The organism is Luteibacter sp. 621, assembly GCF_050435445.1.
Lineage (GTDB): Bacteria > Pseudomonadota > Gammaproteobacteria > Xanthomonadales > Rhodanobacteraceae > Luteibacter.
In genome coordinates this window covers 40,526-65,825 of record NZ_JBNDKI010000023.1, presented here as the reverse complement: position 1 = coordinate 65,825, position 25,300 = coordinate 40,526, and the positions used below count along the sequence as shown (strand labels likewise).

Below are 25,300 nucleotides of genomic sequence, written 5' to 3'. Positions count from 1 at the left end.
TGCAACGGTCAGTCAGCGAGCGGTAGCCGCACCCTGAAGCACGCCCCGCCACGTTCGACATCAGCCACGTCGATGCTGCCGCCATGGCGCTCCACCACCTGCCGCGCAAGATGCAGGCCGAGCCCCGTGCCCGTACTGCTCGGGCGGGTCCGGTAGAAGGGTTCGAAGATGCGGTCGCGTTCTTCCAGGGGGACGCCAGGGCCTTCGTCCGTGACGGAAAGCTCGCCGAACGCGTTCACCGCCACGCTGATCGTGCCTTCGTCGCCCGCATGCATCATCGCGTTCTGGATCAGGTTCATCAGCACGCGCGATAACGCGAGTGCATCGCCCTTCACCCATACCGGTGTGCCCGGCCCGTCGAAGGCGATGTCATTGCCTGATTCCACGGCAACCGGTGCGATGTCGGCCACCGTATCGGAGGCGAGCCTGGCAAGGTCGAGACGCTGGCACGCCGCGGCGTCGCCATTGAAGCGCTGCAGGTCAAGCAGCTGCTCCGCCAGGTTCCATAGCCGCGCGACGTCGCCGATGAGGCGCGTCCGCTCAGGGCCGGGGTCCATGGCCTCGATGCGCGTGCGCAGGATGGCAATCGGTGCACGCAGCTCGTGTGCCGCGCTGGCGAGGAAGCGGTCGCGCACGTCGTAACCTTCGCTCACACGAGTCAATGCGGCGTTGAAGCCGCGAACGAGGGGCTGGATCTCATGGGGTACAGTCTGGTCAGCGAGCCTTGCGCCGCGCTTTTCCACGTCGATCGCATCGGCATGCCGTGCCACCGCGCTCACGCTGCGCATGGAGCGGCGCACGATGATCGGCACGATGATCAACGTCGCCAATACCGTCGGTAGCAACAGGCGCCAGGTAAGGTAATCCGCGACCATGGTGGTGAGCCCGCCTGCCGAGGTTGTCGATGCCCCGCCCATGATGAAGTGCACCTTGCGGAACTTCCATGCCACCACGCGGATGGCGGCCGTGTCGGTATACGGCGCGCGCGAGCCGTGGATGTCGGAGGCAGCAAGACGGTCGAGTCGATCGATCAGGGGCGAAAGGCTGGCAGGCGGCGTGCCCTGCTGGTAAGTGTGGCCTGCTTCATCACGAGCCACGATCCACAGGTCGGGGTAGCCCTGCATGGCTTCACGCAAGGCCTTCGTTGGCGAGAGGGTGATGCCGCCGTCGTGCGCGGGGACCAGCGAATCCTGCACTTCTTCGACCAGCTTCGGAGCCACGTACGACACGCTGTCCCGATGAATCTGGTAGCCCAGGATCAGGAACGCCGCCATCATGATCAGGCCCTGCGGCAGGACGATGCGCAGGGTGAGCTGCCATGCCAGGGATTTACCGTGTCTTGACATGCTGCACCTTGCTCCGCAACAAGTAGCCGATACCACGAATCACGTGGATATCGACCTCCGCACCTGCGTCATCCAGCGAGCGGCGCAGCTTGGAAATGTGGGCATCCAGTGCGTTGGACTGGATCTCATCATCGAAGTCGTACACCGCTTCGAGCAGGTCATTGCGCGAGACCGTGCGGCCATGACGCAGGCACAAGGCCTCCAGCACGAGAAGCTGGCGCCGCGGCAGCCGCAGTGGCGTCGGGCCGATGAAGGCCTCGTGCGCACCGAAATCGAACGACAGGTTGGCGATGGTGGCGCGGGGAATATCACGCGGCGACTGGCGGCGGGACACCGCGCGGATGCGCGCAAGCAGTTCCTCGACCGCGAAGGGCTTCACCAGGTAATCGTCCGCGCCGAGATCCAGGCCGGCAATGCGATCCGCGAGCGAGCCACGAGCGGTCAGTACGATCACGGGAACCCCGGGCAGGCATTCCCGCGCCTTTGCGATCAGGGTGACCCCATCGCCATCGGGCAGTTGGCGATCGAGTACCACCAGGTCATGCACGCACAGGCGCAAGGCCTCGCTGGCCTGGAGCAGGTTTGGCGCCACATCGATCACCAGCCCATGCTGCTCCAGCGCCGTACGCAAGGCGTCCGCCAGTTCGGTTTCGTCTTCAACCAGGAGTATCCGCATGGCCCGCCCACACCTAACGTAAGCTAAATCGTACCGGGTGGCCCCTGAAGGGGCGGCAATGTTCTGGCAATGTGGCCCCGGGGACCATGCACGTTCCCCCCAAGGGCGTCCCCCCGCCATGCATTACGGAATTATTCGCCGCATCGTCACCCTGGCCGAGCTCATCGAGCCCGACCGCGCCCAGGTCTGGGCGTGGTTCTTCGAGACCCACATCGAGGCCCTCGGCGGCCGCCCGGTCGAACTGGCCTTCCACGGCCGCGGGCCGGAGGTGGTCGCGTTCCTGCTGGATATCCTCAGCCGTACTCGCCATGCCAGCAACGTAAAGCCGTTCCCCCGCCGGCCAAAGCGCCAGATCGGCCCGCAGCCGAATGATGATTTGTTCGCCCATGGCGCGGGTGCGGTCGTCGCCGTTCCTGGCCGATAAGCGGGGGCCCAAGGCTGCGAGGGCCTTGTCAGCGGCCGTCTGATTCGTTCATGACGATACCTACGACGATGCCGGAGGCCAACCACGCGGCGAGTAGCTGCCCCGCACGTTGTATGCCTTCTGCTTCGCCCAGCCTTTCGACGAGGCTATCGCACAGCGCCCCGAACGCAGGATCACTGCCCAGACCGAATAGCGCGCTGGTCTCGATATCGTCCATGCGGCGCAGGCGGGAGAGGTTGTCCTGGCGCCAGATGGCAAAGCCAGCGCGCGAGGAAAACATCTCGCTCTCGATGTCCTCTTGGCCATCACGAAGCGCCGCCCATACGTCGTCGGCATTCGTGGCGGCGCGGCGGATCCGCAGGCTGGGCGACAACACCAGCGTCGCCGCATCCCAGTCAACGCCATCCAACATGTCTTGAGATAGCACGGCGACATCCTTTGCCACAAAGGCTTCGCCAAGCATCCATTCGATCCATGCAAGTTCGTCAAGGTCAGGATTGTGTGGATAGAGCGTTCGTAATGTCGCGGCGAAGTCAGCACCATAATGATCAAGCGTCCACCCTCGCGGTGGATTCTGGTCGATATGGGTGATGGCGGCGACGCGGAAGGCTTCCTCACCGATGAACCGGCGAAGCAGCGGGTAGCTGACCTCAAGGCAACCCGTCAGCTGCAGGCGGTAGTTGTTCTGGTAGACGTTGAGGCCAGGCGTGGCGCCCGCGCCAAATGCCGCAGCGTCGGCCTCGTCACCCGTCACCAGCCATTCGCGGAAGCGAGCCTGTAGCGTGGCGAGGTTCATGCCGCCTCCCTGCGCGCATCTTCGTGGTAGCCGATGGCGCGGGCGATGCCGAGCTCGTCCAGCAACTCGGGTAGCGGCGGGATCGCATCATCGCGCTCGATCATGGTGGCGACATCGCCCAGCAACGAGCGTGCCGTGGCATAGAGCGACCACACGTCATCGCATACCGGCTGATCGTGCGTATCGATCAACAAGCCGGGGCCTTCGGTATGCCCGGCCAGGTGGATCTGGCGGACATGTGCGGCAGGGATGCCGGCAAGGAAGGCGTGTGCATCGAATCCATGGTTGTGTGCGCTGACGAAGACGTTGTTCACGTCGAGCAGCAGCCCGCAGCCCGTGCGCCGCGCCATCGCGTCGATGAACTCCCACTCCGCCATCTCGGCGCCTTCAAACGCCACGTAGCTGGAGGGGTTCTCAAACAGCATGGGGCGGCCCAGCGCCTCCTGAGCCATATCGATGTTGCGGCAGACCATGGCGAGTGCTTCGGCGGTGTAGGGCACGGGCAGCAGGTCGTGCGATGAAAAGCCGGCGACGCGCGACCAGCTCAGGTGGTCGGAAACGAACAGTGGCTGGATCTCGTCGGCCAGTGCGCGCAGGCGGCGCAGGTAGTCGCGGTCCAGGCCATCGGACGACCCGATCGACAAGGAAACCCCGTGCATGGCGACCGGGTGCTTCTCGCGGATGCGGCGGAGAATGTCGCGTGGCTGGCCGCCATCCACCATGAAGTTTTCCGAGATCACCTCGACGAAATCCACCGGGACGTTGCCCTCGAGGAAATCGCGGTAGTGCTCCTTGCGCAGGCCAAGGCCATAGCCGGCGAAGGTGGGAATCGATGTTGTCATGTCATGCCTCCTGTAGGAGCGCGCTTGCGCGCGATGGGGTTTGCGAGGGTGTCGGGATCGCGTGCAAGCACGCTCCTACAAGGGCCTGGGATATCGCCGGCAGGAAGGTGGCTTACTGCGGCTCGGTCAGCGTGCCGCCGGCGGCCTTGCACTCGCTGGGCAGCTTCACGACCACGCCCTGGCCCTTGCAGGTGTTCAGGCCCTTGCAGTCGTTTTTGGCGGTGGCGCAGAGGCTGGTGCCTTTGCAGGTGTTCACGCCATAGCAGCGCGAAAGCTCTTCCTTCGCAGCGGCGGGCTTGTCGGCGGCGTGCGCCGGCGTGGCGAACTGAGCGATGGCGATGGCGACCAGCGCGGCGGCGCCAGCGAAGGTCGAGCGGGACTTGGTGGCGGTGGTATTCATCAGGTGTGTCTCCCGGAAGTGGAATGGCGTAGGGCTTGGGGGTGTTGCTTGCGCTTATTTCGCGTCGCGCGCGGCTTCTTCGATCACCGCGGCGACCTTCTCCGGCTGCGAGATGTACGAGACATGGCTGCCTTCCACCTCGGTCACGTGCGCATGGGCGCGCTTGTACATCCAGCGTTGGAGATCGGGGCTGAGCGCGTGGTCCTGGGTGCTGACGACGGCCCAGGTGGGCTTGGTGTGCCATGCGGCGACGGGCAGCGTGGCGTTGAAAGCGGCCTTGGCGGCAGGCACCTGCGAGACGGCCATGAAATCGGTGCGGTTCTTCGTGAGGTCACCGGCGAAATCGGTGCCGAACTTTGCTTCGTTGAAGAACAGGTGGTCGTCGCGGGTTGCTTCAATATCGTTGCTCGGGGCGGGCATGGAGCCGACCAGCTGCGATACGCTCTCACCCACTTCCGGCACCAGGGCCGAGACGTAGACCAGCGCGGCGACCTTGTCGCGGGCACCGGCCTGGGTGATCACGGCACCGCCGTAGCTGTGGCCCACCAGCACGACCGGACCATCCTGCTTGCGGATCTGCTCGCGGGTCTGGTCGACATCATCGGCCAGGGTTTCGATGCGCGGCTGCACCACGCTCACGTGGTAGCCCTTGTGGATCAGGATGTCGTGGACGACGCGCCAGCCGGAGCCATCGACGAAGGCGCCAGGGACAATCACGATGTTTTTCACGCCGGTTGGGGCGGGGGTGGCATCGGTGGCGAAGCTGGCCGAGCCGGTGCCCAGGGCGAGCGCGGTCAGCGCGAAGAGGATGCTCTTACGCATGGTGGGTAAGCCTGCGGTGGTGGGAAAGGGGGTATTAGCGGCGCGGTGGGAAAAGGTGCTGGTCGAGCGACCAGGTGCCACCGCCGCGTGCGATAAGCGGGAGTAGCAGCCCCGCCCAGGACAGATGCGTGGGCCATGCGTCGGGGTACACAAACACCTCGATGACCGTGGTCATCGCCAGTAATGCGAACGCCGAGGTGCGGGTGAACAGGCCAAGCAGAAGCAGTATCGGAAACACGTGCTCCGCATAGGTCGCCAGGTGCGCGGCAACGTGCGAAGGAATCAGCGGTAGCGCGTATTCCGATTCGAACAGGTCATACGTGGAGGCCTTGATGGTGAGCAAGCCTTCGACCTTGGTGCGGCCGGACTGGAAGAACACCGCCGCGATGCCCAGGCGCGCCACGAGCAGCAGCGCACTTTCGGGAATCACCCGCGACAGCAAGCCTGTTGCCGCGGGTGCCTTGCGAACGGCGGGTACAAAGGCACTCACGCCTTCGCCTCGAGGGTGCCGTGGCCCTTCGGGGTCTTGATCGTGACGCAGGTGTCCTTATCGACCAGCTTCCAGGCATTGCCCTGGTAATCGGTCTTGGACGTCCCGGCGCAGCTCGTGCCGGCGCCAGCGGCGCAGTCGTTCTGGCCGGCCTTGGCCACGCCGTAGCACTTCTCCATCGGCTTCTTCGCTTCATCGGCATGTGCGCCGCCGGCAATGGCCGCGAGGCCGAGGGCGAGCGTGGCGGCAAGGGTGCTGTAGGTGCGGGTCATGGGGGGTTCCTTGGTGGGTTCGGGCAGGGGGATCAGATGAGCTGGATGGCGACGTCGATGTTTCCACGGGTGGCCTTGGAGTACGGGCAGGTGCGGTGAGCCGCTTCGATCAGGGCCTGGGCCGTCTCGGCGTCGATACCGGGCAGGCTCACGTTGAGGCGGGCCTGCAGGAAGTAGCCGCCTGCGCCGGTGCCCAGGTCCACTTCGGCCTGCACGGCGGTGTCCTGCGGCAGGCGGATCTTGCGTTCGGCGGCGGCCAGGCCCATGGCACCGATGAAGCAGGCGGACCAGCCCGCGGCGAACAGCTGCTCGGGGTTCGTGCCGCCGCCATGGCCACCCGGCGGGGTGAGCTTGATATCCAGGGCGCCGTCGGTGCTGGTGGCGCGGCCGTCGCGGCCGCCGGTGGTGCGGGTCTTGCCGGTGTAGAGAACGGTATCGATCTGGCTCATGGTCGTGTCCTTGTGCAGTGGGTGGCTGGTGTCAGCCGGTGGTGCACATGAAAACGTCCGGGCGTATCCCGCTTGTGTCGCCACCCGCGCCAAATCGCATCGCAATGTGTCCTGCGCCCGTCTGGATACGTTTCGATACAAAGCCGCCGGCTTTGTACGTTTCGATACAAAAAGCCCCCTCGCAGGACATCCCCGGGACAAACGGCACGCCTTTAATGCAAGCCGTACCCACCTGACCCGAGGCCACCATGAACGTTTTCTTTAGAGTGCTTACCGTTTTCGCGCTGGGCGTCGGCCTGGCGGCTGCCTGGCCGGGGCTATCCGGCATCGCCCGCGCCGGCGATCAGGCGCCTGCCGCCGGCATGGCGCCGGAGTTCACCGGTATCGACCACTGGTTCAATTCGCAGCCGCTCAGCATGAAGGACCTGCGCGGCAAGGTGGTGCTGGTGGAGTTCTGGACCAACGAATGCATCAACTGCCTGCACGTACTGCCGCACACCAAGGAGCTTTACGACAAGTACGCGAACGACGGCCTGGTGGTTGTTGGCGTACACACACCCGAGTACGACGAGGAGCGCGACCCGGCTAGCGTCAAGGCGGCCATCCGCCGCTTCGGCATCGACTGGCCGGTGGCGGTGGATAACGAGAACGCTACCTGGAACGCCTGGAATAACCAGTTCTGGCCGGCGCTGTACCTCGTGGACCAGCAAGGCCACGTTGTGTACCAGCACTTCGGCGAGGGAAACTACGACACCACCGAAGCAAAGGTGCGCCAGCTGCTGGGCAAGGGCTGATACGCGCGATGAACCACCTGGCTTGAACGAGACGAAGCAACCGCATGGAACATATCGACCATATCCTCGTTGTCGACGACGACCACGGCATCCGCACGGGCGTCGTCGATTACCTGCGCAAGAACGGCCTGCGCGCCACGGCCGCCGCGGATGGGCGTGAGATGTTCACCCAACTCGAAGCCTCGGCATTCGACCTGGTGGTGCTCGACATCATGATGCCGGGCGATGACGGGCTGGCTTTGTGCCGCAACCTGCGCGCGGGCAAGCACAAGGCCATTCCCGTCCTGTTGCTCACCGCGCGGGACGATGAAACCGATCGCATCATTGGCCTGGAAATGGGCGCCGATGATTACCTCACCAAGCCGTTCTCGCCGCGCGAGCTGCTGGCGCGCATCAAGGCGGTGATCCGTCGAACGCGCATGCTGCCGCCGAACCTGCGCATTACCGAAGCGACCGAGATGCTGGCGTTTGGCACGTGGCGGCTCGATACCACGGCTCGCCACCTGCTTGACGAAGAAGGCACCGTGATCTCGCTGAGCGGCGCGGAATACCGCTTGCTTCGCGTATTTCTGGACCATCCCCAACGCGTGCTCACCCGCGACCAGTTGCTGAACCTGACCCAGGGCCGCGACGCTGAATTGTTTGATCGCAGCATCGATCTGCAGGTAAGCCGCCTGCGCCAGCGCCTGCAGGATGATGCGAAGGAGCAGGCGTATATCAAGACGGTTCGCAGCGAAGGTTACGTGTTCAGCATGCCGGTCACCGTCGCCGAGGGTGGTGCATGACGCGCGCCACGCTGGCGTGGCTGCCGCGGAGCATGGCCTCGCGGCTTTCGCTCATCCTCTTCTCCGGGCTGTTGCTGGCCTATGGTGTTTCGTTCGGACTCTCGGCCATCGAGCGCTACCAGAGTGCGACGACGGTCATGCTCAATACGCTTGAACATGAGGTCGGCACATCGGTCGCCATCCTGGATCGGTTGCCAGCGAATGAGCGCGCCCGGTGGCTGCCACGCCTTCGGCGCGACAACTACTTCTTCATCCTGGGCCCCGGTGAGCCCGGGCAGCCGCTCACCACCGAGCGCTCGCGTGACGTCACCCAGCGCATCACCCGCGAGGTGGGGGCGGCCTACGGCGTGCACGCACAAACGGTGTCGATGAAGCCCGAGCGCTACCAGGTGCACCTCACGCTGCGCGACGGCGCACCGCTTACCCTCGAGGTGAACCCCCATCCACCGGCCATGGCCGACTGGCTTCCGTTCGTCTTCCTGTTGCAGATGGTGGTGCTGCTTGCCGCCACGTGGCTGGCGGTAAGGCTCGCCACGCGACCGCTGGCGAAGCTCGCCAGTGCCGCGGCATCCATGTCGCCCACCGCGGACCCGAGCCACATGAGCGAAGAGGGCCCCACCGAAGTCGCGAAGGCTGCGGTGGCGTTTAACGCCATGCAGGATCGCATTGGCCGTTACCTGAAGGAGCGCCTGCATATCCTGGCTTCCATCTCTCATGATTTGCAGACACCGATCACACGTATGCGTTTACGCGTGGAATCGCTTGATGACGCCCCGGAGCGCGAGCGCCTGCTGGATGACCTGGCAGAGATGGAGCACCTGGTGCGCGAAGGTGTTGCCTACGCGCGTAGCGCGCACGGTGGCGACGAAGCGCCGGTGAAGATGGACCCAGCGGCCTTTATCGAAAGCCTGGTGTTCGATTACCAGGACGTGGGCCAGCCGGTTGTGCTGGACGAGCTGGCGCATGGTGCCGCCATGGTGCGGCCGCGTGCGCTGCGCCGCGTGTTGACCAACCTGATTGATAACGCGATCAAGTATGGCGGCACTGCGGAGGTGGCGAGTTGCCGGAGCGCGGAGGGCGTGTTGTCGATTACCGTGGCGGATCGCGGGCCGGGTATTCCCGAATCCGAGCTGGAGAACGTCACCCAGCCCTTCCACCGGCTGGAGGGTTCGCGTAGCCGTGATACCGGTGGCGCAGGCCTGGGCCTGGCGATCGCCGTGCAGCTGATGCGCTCGATTGGTGGCGATTTACGCTTGGCGAACCGCGCGGGTGGTGGGTTGATCGCGCGGGTGACCTTACCCTGAGGCATCATGGATCGCAGGTCTTGTGTAGGAGCGCGCTTGCGCGCGATCCACGATTACCCAAACACCTCACGATACGCAAACAACCCCGGCGTCCCACCCGTCACCACGAACAACACATCCTCACCCTCGCGAACCACGCCACTGCGTAAATCGCGCAGCAACCCCGCAAACGCCTTGCCCGAATACACCTGATCCAGCAACACGCCTTCCTGCGATGCCATAAGCCGGACTGCGGCCAACATGGCATCGGTGGGCACGCCGTAACCGTCACCCAGCTCACTGCCATCGACCTCGATATCGCCCGACGTGAGCGAGCCTTCGTTGCCGAGCAGGCCAAGGGCCGCATTTGCCAGGTCGCGTGCCGCCTCCCTTGCGCGCTCCTCGGTAGCGAGCACGGCATAAGCGCGGATCGTGCGTGTATCCCTTCCCATCGCCGCATAGCCGGCCACCAGCCCCGCCTGCGTCCCCGCGCTACCGTTGGGCACGATGACCCGATCGAAACGGCTGCCGCGAGCTTCTTCCTGCCGCGCGATCTCACGGGCGCAGCGGGCGTAGCCCAACGCCCCCAGCGGGGTTGAACCACCGGTGGGCAGCACAAGCACGTTGTGGCCGGCTGCGCGCAGCGTTTCGGCGCGCGCGTTCGCGTGATCGAGCGCGTTCTCTCCGCGCGGAAGGATCGCCGGCTTCGCGCCGAAAAGCTCATCGAGTAGCACGTTGCCGTTCTTCTCGTAGTCGTCGCCATCGCGCGGCACCATGCGCGCAAGGATCAGCTCGCACGCGAGGCCAAGGCGTGCGCATGTGGCAGCGGTAAGGCGCGCATGGTTCGATTGCACGCCGCCCACGCTGACCACCGTATCCACGCCCTCGGCGAGCGCGCCGCCCATGTGATACTCCAGCTTGCGTAGCTTGTTCCCGCCGCCGCCCAGCGACATGAGATCGTCGCGCTTCGCGTAAAGGCGAATGCCGCGCTCGGGCAGCGCCAGCGCCCGCTCGATGCGCTCCAGCCGCTGGATCGGTGTGGGTCCATCCAGCAGATCGATACGAGGTAAGGCATCCAGCGTCGAGAGCGAAGGCACACCCATGGCGGTTCGTCCGATGGCGAAAAGGCGAAGTGTACGCCGGTCGCCCGCGGTTGCTCAGAACGGCGGAAGGTCGTCCGCCAGGTCCTCGTGCTTCTTCAGCACCGGTAGCTGCTTGCGGGCAAAATCCCGAATCTCCGGGTCCTCGCCCTTGTCTGCCTCCAACTGGTAGAGCCCCGTCGCGAGCTTGTGGTCGCGCACCATGGCATCGGAATAGGCACGATCGAACTTCGCTCCTTCCAGATGCTTCAGCGTGTCGATTTCCTGTTGTTGCGCGGGTTCCGGGGCGAGCGCTACCTGCACGCCCTTGCTGCCTGCCAACTTGCCCAACTCCTCGTTGGTGCGGGTGTGGTCCTCGACCATGCGCGCAGCGAACTTCTTCACCGAATCGCTGGATGCCTGTTCCGCGGCGAGCTTGCCCAGGGCGATCTCGGTCAGGCCCGCGCTGCTCGCACGCCGGATGAAATCGGTGTCGGCCGTGGAGATCTTTGCGGGCTGTTGGGCGTGGGCAGCCACGGCAAGCAGGGCAACGGCGGCACAGGCAACAAGGCGCATGGCTTCCACTCCGGTAGATAGAGAAACGCCCCGGCGCGTGGCCGGGGCGTTCCATGGGGCGTGTGCGTTACAGCGCGTTACAAGCGAGGCCCGCGGCGCAGGCCGCCGAACAGCAGCGACAGGATGAACAGGATCAGGAACACGACGAACAGGATCTTGGCGATGCTGGCAGCACCGGCGGCGATACCGCCAAAGCCGAAGATGGCAGCAACAATGGCAACGATGAAAAAGACGACGGCCCAATAAAGCATGTGGGTTCTCCTCGAGAGGTGCGGGAAGCGGATCAAAAGTGCCGGCCTTCACTGGCCAACGCCCGCACGGCATTGGCCGCGTCAGGTTGGGTGCCATTCGAGCATTGGGATCCTGAAAGAGCCGTCTTCACACGGTGAGGTCACGGCTCACCGCGTATTGGCGGATTGCTCACATAGCTGCGCGGGGGCTGAACCGAACCGTAGGTTTACTTAGGGTTTTCGGCTGATGGGGGGCCTATCGCGCGCAAGCGCGCTCCTACACGAGCCGTAAGCTTGCGGGTGCCTGAATGGGCGTGTCGTGACACGCACTGGGCGCGCCAGCGATTTCTGCAAGGTAGTCACAAGGCCTTTGCCTGGCCGGGCGTTGCAGCCGCCGGGGCAGGGGAGGATCGTTGGCCCCTCTTCCACGAGGGATGCTCTGCCATGAGTGCTTCGCGCTTCCGAGACCTGCACCGCACGGGTGCCCTGCTAGTACTCCCCAACGCCTGGGACGCCGGCAGCGCCATCGCGATCCAGCACGCCGGCGCGCCCGCCGTGGCGACGACGAGCGCCGGCGTTGCGTGGGCCTGTGGCTGGCCCGATGGGGACAAGCTGCCGGCCAGCGAGATCCTGGCGGCTACGGCGCGCATCGCACGCGTGCTGGCCGTGCCGCTCAGTGCGGATATCGAAGAAGGCGGTTCAACGGACCCCGACGAGGTAGGGCGGTTTGTTGCCTCGCTGGTCGATGCGGGTGTGGCTGGCATCAACATCGAAGACGCGGGGCGTGATCCTTCCGAACTCACGGCGAAGCTTCGGGCGATTCGCGCCGCGCTCGGCGGCCGCGACCTGTACATCAATGCGCGCACGGATATTTACCTGCGCGGGATCGCCAGTGGCGATGAGGCGGTAGGGGAAGTCGTGCGTCGCGCCGGGTTGTTCCGTGAAGCAGGGGCGGATGGGCTATTCGCGCCCGGCATCGCGAAGGTGGATGAAATCCGCCGTGTGGCGAGCTCACTGGGTGAGATGCCGTTGAACGTGATGCTGGTGCCGGGGCTCCCTTCGCATGCCGAGCTTTATGACGCCGGCGCGCGCCGGCTGAGCGCGGGTATTGCGCTGGCGCTGGATGCCTACGCGGGTGCCGCGAAAGGGGCGGCGGCATTTATGGGAAAGGCCGAGCCGGAGGCGTTGAGCTATCCGTTGTTGAACCGGTTGCTCGACCGGCCTGTGCGCTGAATCGCGCGCAAGCGCGCTCCTACAAGAGCCTGCGCAGGTCGTGTGTAGGAGCGTGCTCGCACGCGATCGACGCAGCGAAAACGCTCAAAAAAAGGGCGCGGCAAAAGCCGCGCCCTCTTTGCCTCTCGTGTGGGGCGCTTGCTTACTTCTTCTTGACGTCGAACGACGTGTCGCCGGCCGGCTGGCCATTCAGCGAGATGGAAACCTTGTACTTGCCTTCCGGCCACTCGTTCGGGTTCTGGATCTTGAACGTGGTGACGGCCGGGCCATCCGTGCTGATCGACTGGCTGATGTCGCTCACGGTGGTGGTGGTTTCGCCATCCTGGAAGGTCCACTTGGCGTTCAGCGTGGCGCCGGCGGTGGTGCCTTCGGTGGCGACCGAGGCGTAGATGGTCTTTTCGTTCGGCGCGAAGGCGGTCTTGGCCTTGGCGACCTTCTTGTCGGCGCCCACGGCGCTGCCCAGGGTGACCGAGCCGATCTTCAGCGATTCAGCGGCGGCCGGGGCGGCAGCCGGGGCCGGGGCGGCCGACGGGGCGGCCGGGGCAGCGGCGGCGGTGGTGGCAGCGGCCGGCGCAGCCGGGGCCGTGCTGGCGGCAGCCGGAGCGGCGGCCGGCGCAGCAGCCGTCGAGGCGGCGGCCGGGGCGTTGGTCTGCTCTTCCTTCTTGCCGCAAGCGGTGAGGACCAGGAGGCCGGCGAGGGTGGCCGTGGCGAGGACAGGCGTGCGGAAGGAAAGCTTCATGTCTGGATTCCGGAAATAGAACAGGGCGAATGCATGGTCGGGTCGAGGCAAAACCCTCGGCCGCGGCAGGTTACAGGCTACACAACTAAAGGCAAGACCAATGAAGAGTGCATGAATGCACGGTTCATCATTGGCGGGCGCCGCGCGGATTACCCGGCTCGGCGGCCGCATCGGTGCTACGGAACGGGTTGATATCCAGGCCCCCGCGGCGGGTGTAGCGGGCGTAGACGGCCAGCTCGCGCGGGGCGCAGCGTTCGCGCAGATCCATGAAGATCCGTTCGACGCACTGCTCGTGGAATTCGGTGTGACGACGGAACGAGACCAGGTAGCGCAGCAGGCCGGCGCGGTCGATCGGTGCCCCGGTGTAGCTGATCTGCACACTGCCCCAGTCCGGCTGGCCGGTGACCGGGCAGTTCGAGCGCAGCAGGTGCGAAACCAGCACCTCGCGGGCATCACCCTCGTGGGTGCTCAGGAAATCCGCCCGGGGCGGACCATAGCTGTCGAAATCGAGGTCCTGGTCATCCAGGAGTACGCCTTCCGGCTCGTGCAGCGGCACGCCGTTCAGCTCTTCGGGTGCATGCAGCACCACGCGTACCGGGCCGCCCGACGCCGCCGAGAGATCGCGCACCAGGGCGTCGCGCAGCGCATCGCGGCTGGCGATCGTCTCCTGGGCAAAGCTGTTCAGGTACAGCTTGAACGACTTGGATTCGATGATGTCGGGCGTGGTCGCCGGGAAGCGGAATTCCGCCACCGCCACCATGGGCTTGCCGCGTGGATCCAGCCAGCTCAGCTCGTAGCCGTTCCAGATGTCCATGCCGTGGAAAGGCAACGCGGCGCCATCCACGCCGATCTCATCGCGCTTGGCCTGGCGGGGAATGGGGAAGAGCAGGCTGGCATCGTAGCGGTCAGCGTACGTGGTGGCCTTGCCCAGCGGCGAGTGATCGGGGGACGACATGGCGGTTTGCCGGGTGGGACAAACCGCCATTATACGGCCGCGGGTCAGGCGTTGATCGAACCCATCATGTTTGTCTGGTAGCGGTCGCCCACCGCCGAATCCGGCGGGAACACGGCATCGATCTCGGCGATCTCGCTGTCGCTGAGCTTCACATCCATGGCGGCCGCGTTCTCTTCCAGGTATTTCACCCGCTTGGTGCCCGGGATCGGCAGGATGTCCTGCCCCTTCGCCAGCACCCAGGCCAGGGCCAGCTGGCCGGGCGTGCAGCCCTTGTCGGCGGCGAACCTCTTCACCTTCTCCACGATCGCCAGGTTCTTCGTGAAATTCTCGCCGGTGAAGCGCGGGTTGTAGCGGCGGTAGTCGTCCTCGGCAAAATCATCCGGCTTGGTGATTGCGCCGGTGAGGAAGCCGCGGCCCAGCGGGCTGTACGCCACGAACGCGATGCCGTGTTCGCGGCAGGCTGCCAGCGTGCCGGTGGTTTCCGGGTCGCGCGTCCACAGCGAATACTCGCTTTGCAGCGCGGAGATCGGGTGCACCTTGGCCGCACGGGCAATGCTGGCGGCGGAGGCTTCGGACAGGCCCAGTTGGCGCACCTTGCCTTCCTTCACCAGCTCGGCCATGGCACCCACGGTCTCTTCGATCGGCACGGTGCGGTCCACGCGGTGCTGGTAGTACAGATCGATGTAATCGGTCTTCAGGCGGCGCAGGCTGCCTTCCACCGACTGGCGCACGTACTCCGGGCGGCCGCTGACGCCACGCGCGGCGGGGTTGCTCGGGTCGCGCACGATGCCGAACTTCGTAGCCAGGAACACCTTGTCGCGGCGCCCCTGCAACACGCGCCCAATCAGTTCTTCGTTGGTGTGCGGGCCGTAAGCGTCGGAGGTATCCCAGAAGGTGATGCCGAGTTCCAGTGCGCGCTCCAGCGTGGCGACGTTCTGTGCGTCATCGCCCGGGCCGTAGAACTCGCTCATGCCCATGCAGCCAAGGCCTTGTGCCGAGACATCGGGGCCGTTTGACCCAAGTTTGCGGGTGATCATGCTTGCTTCCTCCGGGGGGTGGGGATGGTGTCACCGGGGCCACCGGCTGCGTCGCTCTTTACGGGCGTAGGCGCGCCGTCGGCACCGTAGATGGAGCGGTACAGGGCGATCTTCTCGTCCAGCCGCGCGATGGTTTCGGTGAGCGATACCAGCTCATCGCGCAGGTGCGCGGCGTGACGCTCGAGCAGGTCGCCCCGGCCTACGATGCTTTCCTGGGTTTCCCCCAGGCGGCGCAGGCGTACGTACTCCTGGATATCGCGCATGGGCATGCCCGTGCCGCGCAGCCGCAGCACGAACTGGATGAGGCGCATGTCGTTCTCACCGTAGATCCGCTGGCCGCCCCGGCGGGGTACCGGGTCGATCAGGCCGATCTGCTCGTAATAACGCAGCGTATAGGTGGTCAGGCCGGTGGCGAGAGCCGCCTCGGCGATGGTCAGGGATGTGGGCATGAGGGAAGCGTACGGCTTAGAGTGCGCTCTAAGTCAACCCTCTTTTGCGTTGTTACGGCTGGATGACAGGTCCCTGTAGGAGCGCGCTGGCGCGCGATGGGTGTTGCCGCGGCCCTTATCGCGCGCAAGCGCGCTCCTGCACGAGCCTGTCAGATATAGGGCGGGGGAGACCGGGCAGCTTAGAAGCGGCCGGCGGCTACCAGCGCCTCGACCTCGCCATCGGTGAACAGGCGTGAGCGGGTGAGGAAGCGGACGCCTTCACCGTTCTCCAGGGAGAACATGCCACCGCGCCCCGGCACCACATCGATGATGAGCTGCGTGTGCTTCCAGTATTCGTATTGCGAGGGGCTCATGTAGAACGGGGCGTCGCCGATCGTGCCCAGCAGCACGTCGCGATCGCCCACGATGAAATCATCCCGCGGGTAGCACATGGGCGATGAGCCATCGCAGCAACCACCGGACTGATGGAAAAGCAGCGCGCCGTGGCGGGCGCGCAGCTTTTCGATGAGAGCGACCGCCGCTGGCGTCGCAATGACCTTCTCGACGTCTGTCACGGTCGCTATCTCCTTCGCTCAGAAAAACCCGAGCTTCTTCGGCGAGTAACTCACCAGCAGGTTCTTTGTCTGCTGGTAATGATCGAGCATCATGCGGTGGGTTTCGCGGCCGATGCCGCTCTGCTTGTAACCGCCGAATGCCGCGTGCGCGGGGTAGGCGTGATAGCAGTTGGTCCACACGCGCCCGGCTTTGATGTGGCGGCCGAAACGGTACGCGCGGTTACCGTCGCGCGTCCACACACCGGCACCCAGGCCGTACAGCGTGTCGTTGGCGATCGACAGCGCTTCTTCGTCGGTCTTGAACGTGGTGACCGAAACGACCGGGCCGAAGATTTCTTCCTGGAAAATGCGCATGCGGTTATGGCTACGGAACACGGTTGGCTTCACGTAATAGCCTTCGGCCAGCTCACCCTCGAGTGCATTGCGTTCACCACCGATCAGCACTTCGGCGCCCTCCTGCCTGCCGATATCGATGTACGAAAGGATCTTTTCCAACTGCTCGCTGGAAGCCTGCGCACCGATCATGGTGGATGGATCCAGCGGATTGCCGACCTTGATGGCGTCGACGCGTTTGAGCGCACGCTCCATGAAGCGGTCGTAGATGGATTCGTGGATCAGTGCGCGGCTGGGACAGGTGCAAACCTCGCCCTGGTTCAGCGCGAACATGACGAAACCTTCAATCGCCTTGTCAAAGAAATCGTCGTCTTCGGCCGCGACATCCGCGAAGAAGATGTTTGGCGACTTGCCGCCCAGCTCAAGCGTGACCGGAATGAGGTTCTGACTGGCGTACTGCATGATCAGCCGGCCGGTCGTGGTTTCCCCGGTGAAGGCGATCTTGGCGATCCGGTTGGACGAGGCCAGCGGCTTGCCGGCTTCCAGGCCGAAACCGTTCACGATGTTCAGTACGCCGGGCGGGAGCAGGTCGCCGACCAGTTCGGCCCAGACCAGGATGCTGGCTGGGGTCTGTTCGGCAGGCTTTAATACGATGCAGTTGCCGGCGGCGAGGGCGGGCGCCATCTTCCAAGCCGCCATGAGCAGCGGGAAGTTCCACGGAATGATCTGCCCCACGACGCCCAGCGGCTCATGGAACTGGTAGGCCACGGTGTCGTCGTCGATCTCGCCGATCGAGCCTTCCTGCGCGCGAATGCATCCGGCGAAGTAGCGGAAGTGGTCGATGGCTAACGGCAGGTCGGCGGCCATGGTCTCGCGGATGGGCTTGCCGTTATCCCAGGTTTCCGCGTGCGCAAGCAGCTCGAGATTCTGCTCCATGCGGTCGGCGATCAGGTTCAGGATACGCGCGCGCTCGGCGACGGCGGTGCGGCCCCAGGCGTCCTTGGCGGCGTGCGCCGCATCCAGGGCCGCATCGATATCAGCGGCATCGGAGCGGGGGATTTCGCAGAACGCCTTGCCGGTAATGGGCGTGATGTTCTCGAAGTACTGGCCACTCTTCGGCGCGGCCCATTGCCCGCCGATATAGTTGCCGTAGCGCTGCTTGAAGGGAACCTGCACGGCGAGGTGCTGCTGTTCGAGCCTGGTCATGGCGGTGCTCCGGTTTTTGGCGACGGATACCGCGATGTAAAACCACGTTGTCGCCCCGTGCGCAACACGACCTTTGTCCAGCGTGGCTGCGGCGGCGCAGCGAATCCGGGCCCCACATGCAGGAAGGGCCGGTGCGGCAACGCACCAGCCCTTCGGCCACAAAAGATCTTGCGACGACTTAGCCCTGAGCGGGCAGCGACTCGACCGCGGTGGGCTTGTGGTTCTCGTCCAGCGCGATCATGACGAACGTGCCGCGGGTGCACAGCTCACGCTCGCCGGTGATCAGGTCTTCGGTGTACATGGCCACGTCCACGTTCATGGAGGTGCGGCCCACGGAGACCACGATGGCGATGAGCTCGACCATCTGGCCCTTGCGGACCGGCACGTGGAAATCGACCTGCTCGGAGCGGGCGGTGACCACGATCTTGCGCGAGTAACGCGAAGCCGCGAGGAAGGCCGCCTTATCCATCCACGCCAGCGCCTGGCCGCCGAACAGCGTGCCCAGGTGGTTGGTGTGGTCCGGGAAGACGATCTCGAGGACACGGGCCTCGGTCGGGCGGGCAATGGGGAGCATGGTGGCGGTCTTGTTCATGATGTCCCCATTTTACTGCATTGCAGCAAATTTTGGCTGGGCCCGGTTTGTGTAGGAGCGCGCTTGCGCGCGATGGATGCTTGCGGCGGGCCCGATCGCGCGCAAGCGCGCTCCTACAACAGCCGGTTTCGTCTGACCGTCAGAACGACTGGTCGAAGGCGACTTCGCCCTGGACGCCCACCTGGTACGACGAAACGCGGCGTTCGAAGAAATTGGTGAGTTCCTGAACGTCCTGCAAGTCCATGAAGTCAAACGGGTTCTTTGCGCCGTACTTCTTCGGCATGTCGAGCTGGACCAGGCGCTGGTCGGCGCAGTATTCGAGGTACTGGCGCATGTCGTTCACCGACAGGCCAGCCACACCGCCCGAAAGCACGTCGGCGGCGAACTGGGTTTCGCAGGCGATCGCGTCTTCCAGCATTTCCTCGACCTGGCGGCGCATCTCATCATCGAAGAGATCCGGCTCTTCTTCGCGGACCGTGCGGACCACGTCGAAGGCGAAGGCCATGTGCCCGGATTCGTCGCGGAACACCCAGTTGGTACCTGAGGCCAGCCCGTGCAGCAGGCCGCGTGAGCGCAGGTAGTACACGTAGGCGAACGCGGCGAAGAAGAACAGGCCTTCGATGCACGCGGCAAAGCAGATCAGGTTCAGCAGGAACTGGCGGCGGTGTTCGCGCGTTTCCAGGCGGTGGATATCCTGGATCGAGTCGATCCACTTGAAGCAGAACTCGCCCTTCTGGCGGATCGAGGGAATGTTCTCGATCGCCGCGAACGCCTTGTTCCGCTCCGATGGATCCGGGATGTAGGTATCGAGCAGCGTGAGGTAGAACTGCACGTGCAGCGCTTCTTCATACAGTTGGCGCGACAGGAACATGCGCGCTTCGGGGGAGTTCACGTGCTGGTAAAGGTTCAGCACCAGGTTGTTCGAGACGATGGTGTCGCCCGTGGCGAAGAACGCGACCAGGCGGTGGATCAGGTGGCGATCCGCATCGGACATCTTCGATTTGAGATCGGTGACATCGAGCGAGAAATCCACTTCTTCCACCGTCCACGTATTGCGGATGGCTGCGCGGTACATCTCGTAGAACTTCGGGTAACGCATGGGGCGCAGCGTCAGTTCGAAGCCCGGATCGAGCAGGTGCGCGTCACGGGTGATGGGATGAGCGGACATAAGGTGCCTCTTGTTATTCGGTGATCGACTGTAGGAGCGCGCTTGCGCGCGATGGGCGCTCGCGGCAATCCCCCATCGCGCGCAAGCGCGCTCCTACAGGGCAAGCGCCAGCGCGTGAGCGCGCGGCGCCAGGTGGTGTGTTACTGGCAGGCTTCGCAATACTCGGGGTTCTCGAGCGAGCAGAACACCGCGGCTTCGGCCTGTTCCTGCGTGTTCACCACCGGCGCGACCGGTGCGGCAGCAGCGGCGCTCACCGTCGTCTTCGCAATGCGGGTAGCGGGGCGCGAGCGCAGGTAGTAGGTGGTCTTGACGCCGGACTTCCACGCGTACATGTACATGGACGAGAGCTGGCCGATGTTCGGGTTTTCCATGAACAGGTTCAGCGACTGGCTCTGGTCGATATAGGCACCGCGGGCGGCGGCCAGGTCGATCAGGGCCTTCTGCGGCAGCTCCCATACGGTGCGGTAGATCGCGCGCAACTCGGCCGGGATGACGTTGATACCTTGCACCGAACCTTCGGCCAGCTTGATCTGGTCGCGGATATCGGCGGTCCACAGGCCCAGCGTCTTCAGCTCTTCGACCAGGTGGCGGTTCACCACCAGGAAATCGCCCGAGAGCGTTTCGCGCTTGAACAGGTTGGAGACCTGCGGCTCGATGCACTCGTAGCAACCGGCGATGGACGCGATGGTGGCGGTCGGCGCGATGGCGATGAGCAGCGAGTTGCGCAGGCCGTGCGTCTTCACCTTCTCGCGCAGCTCGGCCCAACGGCCATCCTTGCCGTTCGGCGTAGCGGCGGGCCAGTAATCGAACTGGAGCTCGCCGTTGGCGGCGCGGCTCTCGTCGAAGCCCGGGTGGGCACCGTCGCGCTCGGCGATCTCGTTGGACTGCGACAGCGCGTGGAAGTAGATCTCTTCCGAGATGCGCGTGGACAGCTCGCGGGCTTCATCCGAATCAAAGCGCAGGCGCAGCTTGAAGAACACATCCTGCAGGCCCATCACGCCCAGGCCCACCGGGCGCCACTTCATGTTCGCGGTGCGCGCGGTATCGATCGGGTAGAAATTCAGGTCGATCACGCGGTTGAGCTGGCGCACGGCGGTGCGCACGGTGCTGGCCAGCTTCTCGAAATCAAACGCACCATCCACGACGTGGCGGGCGAGGTTCACCGAACCCAGGTTGCACACCGCGGTCTCGCCCTCGTTGGTCACCTCGAGAATCTCGGTGCACAGGTTCGAGAGGTGGATGACGTTCTCGGGCTTTGCCGTCTGGTTGCTGGTGGCGTTGGAGCGATCCTTGAAGGTCATCCAGCCGTTGCCGGTCTGCGCCAGCGAACGCAGCATGCGGGCGTATAGCTCGCGCGCCTTCACCTGCTTGCTGGCCAGGCCCTCGGCCTCGGCCTTTTCGTACGCGGCCTCGAACGTGGCGCCCCAGGTATCGACGAAGTGCGGCACGATCTTTGGATCGAACAGCGACCAGTCGCCATCGGTCTCGACGCGGCGCATGAACAGGTCGGGCACCCAGTTGGCCAAGTTCAGGTTATGGGTGCGGCGGGCGTCGTCACCGGTGTTTTCGCGCAATTCGAGGAATTCCTCGATATCCGCGTGCCAGCTTTCCAGGTACACGCAGGCGGCGCCCTTGCGTTTGCCACCCTGGTTCACCGCGGCGACCGAGGCATCGAGGGTCTTCAGCCAGGGCACCAGGCCGTTGGAGTGGCCGTTGGTGCCGCGGATGAGCGAGCCGCGCGAACGGATGCGCGAGTAGGCCAGGCCAATACCACCAGCGAACTTCGAGAGCTGGGCCACGTCGCCATACTTCGAATAGATCGATGCCAGGTCATCCTGCGGCGAATCGAGCAGGAAGCACGACGACAGCTGCTCGTGCGCCGTGCCGGCGTTGAACAGCGTGGGCGAGCTGGCCAGGTACTCGAGCGACGAGAGCATGCGGTACAGCTCCAGCGTCTCGGCCACATCGTTGCCGCCGAGTGCGCAGGCGATGCGCATGAAGAAATACTGCGGGGTCTCGATGACGTGGCGCTTGGTCGGGTGGCGCAGCAGGTAACGGTCGTACACCGTGCGCAGGCCGAAGTATTCGAAGCGGCGCGAGGCGTTCAGGTCGATCGCATCGTTGAGCTTGCGTGCGTTGGCGGTCACGAACGCGCGCAGGCGCTCGTTGAGGATGCCAAGCTCACCGCCGATGTTGATCGATTGCGAGAACGACTGGATCTCCTGGCCGCTCACTTCCTTGTCGATGAAGGCGGAGAGCAGGCGCGCGGCGAGCTGGCCGTATTCCGGCTCCTCGGCGGTGAGCGCCGCGGAGGTGCGGATGGAAAGCTGGTCGAGCTCCTGGGTGGTGGCGCCGTCGTACAGGCCGCCGATCGTCTTCAGCGCCACGCGCATGGGATCGACCGCGAACAGGCCATCGGCGCTGCGCGTCACCGCGCGCACGATCTTGTTCACATCCACGGTTTCCTGGCCACCGTTGCGCTTCGTCACGCGCATCTGGCCGGGGTTGTGTGGCGGGGTAAGGGCGAACGCCGGTGGGGCGTCCTGGCGGTAGCCCGCTGCGGGGGCCTTGTCGGTGCTGGTAGTGGGGGTGGCGGCCGCATCGGCCGTCTCGGTGCGCTCGCGCGCTGCGGAATCCATCGTCGTCATGCTTGGCGTGCCCCAGGGCCTGGTCCAGACTCCCGTTCCCTCGGACGGGGCTTGATGTGGGTAGGCAAGGACGGGAAAGCCGGGGACGAAGCCGCGCGTGGGGCTTCGGTCCGCGACGTGCCTCCCCGCGGAAGCCGTCACCACGAACCATGCCCTTCGGGCATGGCTGCTGGCAGGTCTTCGGACTTCGTGGACGTAGGGCGGCATGCCGCCCTGCCTACCCGTCGCTTCCCAGCCCCCGAAGGGCCAGTGCTTTGAACGGGGTCGTTTCCACTTACCGCTGCGGGGCAGTTCCGGATTTACACCGGATTCCCTTTTAAGTCCGACGGGCAGTCGCGCCGCCTCGGACACCAACGGGACACACGATATAGCTGGGACCAGGGCAGGTCAACACAAGATATAGGGTATTTTTTCCAATGCGCTTCCTGCTCAATGGGTTGCGTGAATGCGCTGGCGAAGCCCCTGATCACGCCTTGATCAATACCTGTCCTGGCATGTGAAGAGCGTCTACACATAAGCGATTGCGGCCCGAGGCTAAGATTCGGGCCCGTTCCAAGCCACCATCCTAAGGACCACGCGGTTCGATGCCATCGACGTTCACGCTGCAAGACCACGCACTGCTCAACCAATCGCTTGATGCGGTGCCCTTTGGCCTGGTGGCGCTTTCGCCCTCGGGAACGATGCTGCACGCAAATGCGTGGGCGCGCGAACGCCTGCGCGGGCACTCGTTCCTCGCGTTCTGGAGCCCGGCGGGCCGCGAAGCCATCGAGGCCGTGCTTGCGGCGATCGGTGCGCGCGGCATTCGTGACCTTGAGGTTGCTGCGTCCGACAACCTGCCGTGGCGCGTGTCACTGGAAACCTGGAGCAGCCCGGCGGTGGGTGAGGCGGTCATCCTCGCCACGTTCCGCCCTGGCAATGCCGACCAGGCCTGGATGGGGCCGGGTGGTGACGGCTCGGCCGACATCACCCAGGACCAGCTGCGCCAGGCACAGAAGATGGACGCGATCGGGAAGCTCACCGGTGGCGTGGCGCACGACTTCAATAACCTGCTGCAGGTGATCAGCGGCAACCTGCAGCTGCTTGCCACCGATGTCGCCGGCAATGCACGTGCCGAGCGCCGCGTGGCGAACGCCATGGCCGGCGTGGACCGCGGCTCGCGCCTGGCCGCACAGCTCCTGGCATTCGGCCGGCGCCAGCCGCTGGCCCCCAAAGTGGTGAACATCGGCCGGTTCGTCCGCGAGATGGATGACCTGTTGCGCCGGTCGCTCGGTGAGGCGATCGAAGTGGAGACGGTGATCGCTGGTGGGCTCTGGAACACCCAGGTGGACGTGGGCAATGTCGAGAACGCGCTGCTTAACCTGGCCATCAATGCGCGCGACGCGATGGGTGGGCAGGGCAGGCTCACGATCGAGGCAGGCAACACGTTGCTCGACGAGGCCTACGCCCGGGCCCACGGCGATCTGAAACCGGGCCAGTACGTCATGTTGGCGGTCACCGACACCGGCACGGGCATTGCACCGGATGTGCTGGCGCAGGTGTTCGAGCCGTTCTTCACCACCAAGCCGGAGGGCCAGGGCACCGGCCTGGGCCTGTCGATGGTTTACGGCTTCGTCAAACAGTCTGGCGGCCATGTGAAGATCTACAGCGAGCCGGGACACGGCACGACGGTAAAGATTTACCTGCCGCGTTCCATGCAGGGCGAAGACCGGCCGGTCGGGACGGACGAGGGCGGCGTACGTGGCGGCAATGAAACCATCCTTGTCGCGGAAGATGACGATGATGTGCGCGAGACCGTGGTGGTGATGCTTGTCGACCTCGGCTATCGCGTGCTCAAGGCACGTGATGCCGAAAGCGCGCTTTCCATCATCGACAGCGGGATCGCGGTGGATCTGCTGTTCACCGATGTGGTGATGCCCGGCCCTATGCGCAGCCCCGAACTGGCACGCAAGGCTGCGGAGCGTCAGCCTGGGCTGGCCGTGTTGTTTACCTCGGGCTACACCGAAAACGCCATTGTCCATGGTGGCCGCCTGGATGAAGGCGTCGAGTTGCTGAGCAAGCCGTATACGCGTGAAGCCCTGGCCCGCCGCGTGCGCCACGTGCTGGCCCAGCGCCGGCATGCCAACCCGCAACCGGCGGGCGCAACGCTCGCGGCCGCGGCACCTGTACCGAATGCACCGAAAACCCTGCGCGTGCTGGTGGTGGAAGACGACGTACTGATCCGCATGAGTATTGCGGAGATGCTGGAAAGCCGCGGACATACGGTGTTCGAAGCCGGCGACGGCAATGAGGCGATCCGCGTGCACGCCAGCGAGGTGATCGATGTATTGCTGGCCGACGTGGGTCTGCCGGGCATGTCCGGCGTGGAAGTGGCCCAACGCATGCGCGAAGCGCAGCCGGAGCTGCCGGTGTTGTTCGCCACGGGCGACCAGACCGCGAACGGCGTGGTGCGCGACGGCCGTACGGCGGTGATCGTCAAGCCTTACGGCGTGGCGGATCTCACCGATGCGATCGGGCGCATCACGCGGGCCTGAAAGGCCGTCTACACTCCCGCCATCTTCTTGCCCTGCTTCAAGACCGCATCGCAGGCCTTGTGCACCAGCTGGCCCTTCATGTCACTGCTGTTGCCGCTATCGCCGCCGGTAAGGTTCACCTGCTTGCCATCGCCCGTGGTGAGCAGGCCCTTGGCGCCATCCAGGTAGCCCTTGTCCTGCGATCCCGCGGCGGTGCTCTTGGTACTGTCCTTGGGCTTGGCGCTCAGCTTGCCCAGCATATCGGTGCCCGATGCGCCGCCCGCGTCGGTACCGGCCGCATGCTGGTCCCCCGTAAGGCTCCCGAGCAGCTTGTCCTTCACACCGGCGGCCCCTGAATTGCCGCCCAGGTAATTGTTGTTGATGCAGTACTGGATGATGCCTGCGGCATTGCCGGCGCTGCCCGACGTGAGGCTGCCACCACCACCGGCGAGGCCGCCGAGACTACCGAGCTTGTCGAGTTGCCCGGCGGTGGCAGCGGTGCTGGCGATGGCGAGGCCCAGGGCGAGGCCGGCGATACGGGTCTTCATGACGGTGGCTCCGGTTGGCTTGGGGTGGGTACTGTGTAGCCCCGCACGCGTTAGGCCGATGTGT

Annotated in this window: 28 protein-coding genes and 1 riboswitch; of the genes, 6 read left to right on the top strand and 22 right to left on the bottom strand. The window is 64.9% G+C overall.

Annotated elements, in window-relative coordinates:
* Nucleotides 1–8: 8 nt before the first annotated feature.
* Complete coding sequence (locus tag ABIE56_RS19675) at nucleotides 9–1,346, bottom strand: sensor histidine kinase (RefSeq protein ID WP_429245504.1); 1,338 nt, start codon at nucleotides 1,344–1,346, stop codon at nucleotides 9–11.
* Nucleotides 1,330–2,022, bottom strand: a complete 693-nt coding sequence (locus ABIE56_RS19670; RefSeq protein WP_429245503.1) for a response regulator transcription factor — start codon at nucleotides 2,020–2,022, stop codon at nucleotides 1,330–1,332. The genes ABIE56_RS19675 and ABIE56_RS19670 overlap by 17 nt, the downstream gene beginning before the upstream one ends.
* A 118-nt stretch (nucleotides 2,023–2,140) precedes the next feature.
* On the opposite strand from ABIE56_RS19670, the gene ABIE56_RS19665 reads away from it, so the two are divergent.
* Entirely contained in the window at nucleotides 2,141–2,446 is a 306-nt protein-coding gene (locus tag ABIE56_RS19665) for a hypothetical protein (protein ID WP_429245502.1), read from the top strand.
* A gap of 28 nt (nucleotides 2,447–2,474) precedes the next feature.
* Here the strand turns inward: ABIE56_RS19665 and ABIE56_RS19660 are convergent, their stop codons facing one another.
* The 7 genes from ABIE56_RS19660 to ABIE56_RS19630 all read right to left on the bottom strand — a co-directional run bounded on the left by ABIE56_RS19660 (nucleotide 2,475) and on the right by ABIE56_RS19630 (nucleotide 6,517).
* Nucleotides 2,475–3,242: an HvfC/BufC family peptide modification chaperone gene (locus tag ABIE56_RS19660; RefSeq protein WP_429245501.1), complete on the bottom strand. Its 768-nt coding sequence runs from the start codon at nucleotides 3,240–3,242 to the stop codon at nucleotides 2,475–2,477.
* Nucleotides 3,239–4,084 carry an MNIO family bufferin maturase gene (gene bufB, locus ABIE56_RS19655; RefSeq protein WP_429245500.1) on the bottom strand — a complete coding sequence of 282 codons (846 nt, stop codon included), beginning with the start codon at nucleotides 4,082–4,084 and terminating at the stop codon, nucleotides 3,239–3,241. Before bufB ends, ABIE56_RS19660 begins: the two co-directional genes overlap by 4 nt.
* 112 nt (nucleotides 4,085–4,196) lie before the next feature.
* Nucleotides 4,197–4,484 (bottom strand): BufA2 family periplasmic bufferin-type metallophore, encoded by a 288-nt coding sequence (gene bufA2 / locus ABIE56_RS19650; RefSeq protein ID WP_429245499.1) that lies wholly within the window; start codon nucleotides 4,482–4,484, stop codon nucleotides 4,197–4,199.
* A 54-nt stretch (nucleotides 4,485–4,538) separates the two neighbouring features.
* The gene (locus ABIE56_RS19645; protein WP_429245498.1) at nucleotides 4,539–5,306 is read right to left on the bottom strand and encodes an alpha/beta fold hydrolase; all 768 of its coding nucleotides are present in this window, start codon (nucleotides 5,304–5,306) and stop codon (nucleotides 4,539–4,541) included.
* Nucleotides 5,307–5,340: 34 nt separating this feature from the next.
* A complete protein-coding gene (locus ABIE56_RS19640) occupies nucleotides 5,341–5,796 on the bottom strand; it encodes a DoxX family protein (RefSeq protein ID WP_429245497.1) in 456 nt (151 codons plus the stop codon).
* Nucleotides 5,793–6,068, bottom strand: a complete 276-nt coding sequence (locus ABIE56_RS19635) for a BufA1 family periplasmic bufferin-type metallophore (RefSeq protein ID WP_429245496.1) — start codon at nucleotides 6,066–6,068, stop codon at nucleotides 5,793–5,795. The genes ABIE56_RS19640 and ABIE56_RS19635 overlap by 4 nt, the downstream gene beginning before the upstream one ends.
* A 32-nt stretch (nucleotides 6,069–6,100) precedes the next feature.
* The gene (locus ABIE56_RS19630; protein WP_429245495.1) at nucleotides 6,101–6,517 is read right to left on the bottom strand and encodes an organic hydroperoxide resistance protein; all 417 of its coding nucleotides are present in this window, start codon (nucleotides 6,515–6,517) and stop codon (nucleotides 6,101–6,103) included.
* 248 nt (nucleotides 6,518–6,765) lie between these two features.
* On the opposite strand from ABIE56_RS19630, the gene ABIE56_RS19625 reads away from it, so the two are divergent.
* The 3 genes from ABIE56_RS19625 to ABIE56_RS19615 are packed head-to-tail and all read left to right on the top strand — an operon-like array spanning nucleotide 6,766 to nucleotide 9,400.
* On the top strand, nucleotides 6,766–7,311 hold the full coding sequence (locus ABIE56_RS19625; RefSeq protein WP_429245494.1) for a thioredoxin family protein: 546 nt from the start codon (nucleotides 6,766–6,768) through the stop codon (nucleotides 7,309–7,311).
* A 44-nt stretch (nucleotides 7,312–7,355) separates the two neighbouring features.
* Nucleotides 7,356–8,096 (top strand): response regulator, encoded by a 741-nt coding sequence (locus ABIE56_RS19620; RefSeq protein ID WP_429245493.1) that lies wholly within the window; start codon nucleotides 7,356–7,358, stop codon nucleotides 8,094–8,096.
* Nucleotides 8,093–9,400, top strand: a complete 1,308-nt coding sequence (locus ABIE56_RS19615; RefSeq protein WP_429245492.1) for a sensor histidine kinase — start codon at nucleotides 8,093–8,095, stop codon at nucleotides 9,398–9,400. The genes ABIE56_RS19620 and ABIE56_RS19615 overlap by 4 nt, the downstream gene beginning before the upstream one ends.
* A 53-nt stretch (nucleotides 9,401–9,453) precedes the next feature.
* On the opposite strand, the gene ABIE56_RS19610 is transcribed toward ABIE56_RS19615, so the two are convergent.
* The 3 genes from ABIE56_RS19610 to ABIE56_RS19600 form a co-directional block, all read right to left on the bottom strand.
* Nucleotides 9,454–10,482, bottom strand: a complete 1,029-nt coding sequence (locus tag ABIE56_RS19610) for a D-cysteine desulfhydrase family protein (RefSeq protein WP_429245491.1) — start codon at nucleotides 10,480–10,482, stop codon at nucleotides 9,454–9,456.
* A gap of 54 nt (nucleotides 10,483–10,536) precedes the next feature.
* Nucleotides 10,537–11,034, bottom strand: coding sequence for a DUF4142 domain-containing protein (locus ABIE56_RS19605; RefSeq protein ID WP_429245490.1), 498 nt, complete (start codon nucleotides 11,032–11,034; stop codon nucleotides 10,537–10,539).
* 77 nt (nucleotides 11,035–11,111) lie between these two features.
* The gene (locus ABIE56_RS19600) at nucleotides 11,112–11,285 is read right to left on the bottom strand and encodes a DUF1328 family protein (protein WP_045831119.1); all 174 of its coding nucleotides are present in this window, start codon (nucleotides 11,283–11,285) and stop codon (nucleotides 11,112–11,114) included.
* A gap of 423 nt (nucleotides 11,286–11,708) precedes the next feature.
* Here ABIE56_RS19600 and ABIE56_RS19595 point away from each other — a divergent pair, with 423 nt between their 5' ends.
* Nucleotides 11,709–12,497 (top strand): isocitrate lyase/PEP mutase family protein, encoded by a 789-nt coding sequence (locus ABIE56_RS19595; RefSeq protein ID WP_429245489.1) that lies wholly within the window; start codon nucleotides 11,709–11,711, stop codon nucleotides 12,495–12,497.
* A 142-nt stretch (nucleotides 12,498–12,639) separates the two neighbouring features.
* On the opposite strand, the gene ABIE56_RS19590 is transcribed toward ABIE56_RS19595, so the two are convergent.
* The 9 genes from ABIE56_RS19590 to ABIE56_RS19550 all read right to left on the bottom strand — a co-directional run bounded on the left by ABIE56_RS19590 (nucleotide 12,640) and on the right by ABIE56_RS19550 (nucleotide 22,178).
* Complete coding sequence (locus ABIE56_RS19590) at nucleotides 12,640–13,236, bottom strand: hypothetical protein (RefSeq protein ID WP_429245488.1); 597 nt, start codon at nucleotides 13,234–13,236, stop codon at nucleotides 12,640–12,642.
* Nucleotides 13,237–13,363: 127 nt separating this feature from the next.
* Nucleotides 13,364–14,191: an NADPH-dependent 7-cyano-7-deazaguanine reductase QueF gene (gene queF / locus ABIE56_RS19585; RefSeq protein WP_429245487.1), complete on the bottom strand. Its 828-nt coding sequence runs from the start codon at nucleotides 14,189–14,191 to the stop codon at nucleotides 13,364–13,366.
* Between the two features lie 44 nt (nucleotides 14,192–14,235).
* Nucleotides 14,236–15,228 (bottom strand): aldo/keto reductase, encoded by a 993-nt coding sequence (locus ABIE56_RS19580; protein WP_429245486.1) that lies wholly within the window; start codon nucleotides 15,226–15,228, stop codon nucleotides 14,236–14,238.
* Nucleotides 15,225–15,677 carry a MerR family transcriptional regulator gene (locus ABIE56_RS19575; RefSeq protein ID WP_429245485.1) on the bottom strand — a complete coding sequence of 151 codons (453 nt, stop codon included), beginning with the start codon at nucleotides 15,675–15,677 and terminating at the stop codon, nucleotides 15,225–15,227. The genes ABIE56_RS19580 and ABIE56_RS19575 overlap by 4 nt, the downstream gene beginning before the upstream one ends.
* Before the next feature lie 179 nt (nucleotides 15,678–15,856).
* A complete protein-coding gene (locus tag ABIE56_RS19570) occupies nucleotides 15,857–16,231 on the bottom strand; it encodes a DUF779 domain-containing protein (protein WP_429245484.1) in 375 nt (124 codons plus the stop codon).
* 18 nt (nucleotides 16,232–16,249) lie between these two features.
* Nucleotides 16,250–17,770 (bottom strand): aldehyde dehydrogenase, encoded by a 1,521-nt coding sequence (gene adh / locus ABIE56_RS19565; protein WP_429245483.1) that lies wholly within the window; start codon nucleotides 17,768–17,770, stop codon nucleotides 16,250–16,252.
* Between the two features lie 178 nt (nucleotides 17,771–17,948).
* The gene (locus tag ABIE56_RS19560) at nucleotides 17,949–18,362 is read right to left on the bottom strand and encodes an acyl-CoA thioesterase (RefSeq protein WP_247430412.1); all 414 of its coding nucleotides are present in this window, start codon (nucleotides 18,360–18,362) and stop codon (nucleotides 17,949–17,951) included.
* 139 nt (nucleotides 18,363–18,501) lie between these two features.
* Nucleotides 18,502–19,530, bottom strand: coding sequence for a ribonucleotide-diphosphate reductase subunit beta (locus ABIE56_RS19555; RefSeq protein ID WP_429245482.1), 1,029 nt, complete (start codon nucleotides 19,528–19,530; stop codon nucleotides 18,502–18,504).
* 140 nt (nucleotides 19,531–19,670) lie between these two features.
* Nucleotides 19,671–22,178, bottom strand: a complete 2,508-nt coding sequence (locus tag ABIE56_RS19550) for a ribonucleoside-diphosphate reductase subunit alpha (protein WP_429245481.1) — start codon at nucleotides 22,176–22,178, stop codon at nucleotides 19,671–19,673.
* Nucleotides 22,179–22,332: 154 nt separating this feature from the next.
* Nucleotides 22,333–22,548, bottom strand: a riboswitch (cobalamin riboswitch).
* A 214-nt stretch (nucleotides 22,549–22,762) separates the two neighbouring features.
* Between ABIE56_RS19550 and ABIE56_RS19545 the strand changes: the two genes are divergently transcribed.
* On the top strand, nucleotides 22,763–24,709 hold the full coding sequence (locus tag ABIE56_RS19545; protein WP_429245480.1) for a response regulator: 1,947 nt from the start codon (nucleotides 22,763–22,765) through the stop codon (nucleotides 24,707–24,709).
* Nucleotides 24,710–24,717: 8 nt separating this feature from the next.
* On the opposite strand, the gene ABIE56_RS19540 is transcribed toward ABIE56_RS19545, so the two are convergent.
* On the bottom strand, nucleotides 24,718–25,236 hold the full coding sequence (locus tag ABIE56_RS19540) for a DUF2501 domain-containing protein (protein WP_429245479.1): 519 nt from the start codon (nucleotides 25,234–25,236) through the stop codon (nucleotides 24,718–24,720).
* Nucleotides 25,237–25,300 lie beyond the last annotated feature (64 nt).